Origin of the sequence: Citrobacter sp. NCU1 (genome assembly GCF_010231475.1) — a bacterium.
Taxonomy (GTDB): domain Bacteria; phylum Pseudomonadota; class Gammaproteobacteria; order Enterobacterales; family Enterobacteriaceae; genus Citrobacter_D.
This window is the reverse complement of record NZ_NRDO01000022.1, coordinates 1-1,265: the sequence shown is the minus strand read 5'-3', so window position 1 is coordinate 1,265 and position 1,265 is coordinate 1. Positions and strand designations below refer to the sequence as shown.

The window sequence follows — 1,265 nt, the reverse complement described above, 5'->3', positions numbered from 1 at the left end:
TGACCCATCCTGAATAGCGTTGACACGTTCCTGACCTAAATCCGGAGAACGTGATGATGACTGAGTTCAAACGTACCCAACGTGATTATCCCCTATCCTTTAAAATAGCCGTTGTTGAGCAGGTCGAAAAAGGCGAAATGACCTATAAGCAGGCTCAACAACGATACGGCATTCAGGGGCGCTCCACCGTTCTTGTCTGGTTGCGCAAATATGGCCACCTTGACTGGAGTCCCGGACTTTCTGACCTGGTGAAGAGGAAACTGCCTGTGACTCAGACAAGTACACCACTGACACCCGAGCAAAGAATCAAAGAACTTGAGGAGCAACTCAAACTGGCGAACCAGAAAGCTGAGTTTTTTGAGTCTGTTATCAATGTCCTGAAAAATGATTATGGGGTGAGTATCGTAAAAAAGCGGCCCGGCAAGTCATCGCGCAAAGTCAGACCTCAAAAATAACCATTATGCGCGCATGCCAGTTCCTGGGTCACAGCAGACAGGCATGGTATCAGCACAATGCAAGGTGCAATAAACGACATGAGCACGACTGCAAGATTCTTGATTTTGTTGCCCGTATCCGGTGCCGTCAGCCACGCATCGGTACACGTAAGCTGCACTATCTGCTGAACAGCCAGGCTGATAAAACACTGAAGGTCGGGCGGGACAGGTTGTTTACTCTGCTGGATGAACACCGGCTTCTGATCCCGGTGAAACGGGCTTACCACAAAACCACCAACAGCCATCATCGTTTTTACCGACATCCGAATCTGCTGAAGCCCGGTCCTGAACAGGTTACAGCCCTTCAGCCGGAGCAGGTCTGGGTCGCTGATATAACGTACCTGCCGGTATGCAATGGCACGGTCTATCTGAGTCTGGTCACGGATGCCTGTTCCAGAAAAATCATGGGCTACCATGTGGGAGAGAATCTGCAGACTGAAAACGTGATAAAAGCCTTCAGACAGGCGCTACGGCAAAGGAAAACAAAAGGACGGTTGATACACCACTCTGACAGAGGGCTTCAATACTGTTCAGCACTTTACCAGTCGATACATGAGATACACGGCATAACCTGTTCAATGACAGACGGTTATGACTGTTACCAGAATGCGCTGGCTGAGCGGATAAACGGGATCCTGAAAAATGAATTTTTACTCTCGCGCCCGGCAGACCTGAAACAGGCCAGGGAAATGGTAAAAGAATCGGTGGCAATTTATAACAATGAGAGGCCGCATCTGGCCCTGAAATACAAAACGCCTGATGATGTTCATC

General features: G+C 49.2%; 1 protein-coding gene. It reads left to right on the top strand.

Annotated features, from left to right (window positions below; translation table 11 throughout):
- Positions 1-53 precede the first annotated feature (53 nt).
- Positions 54-1,265 (top strand): IS3 family transposase gene (locus CJP72_RS08775; RefSeq protein WP_162380489.1). Its coding sequence is split into 2 segments (ribosomal slippage), with 1,213 coding nucleotides annotated over them: positions 54-405 and positions 405-1,265; the frame shifts between segments, so codons are not numbered across the junction. This gene is flagged as partial in the annotation.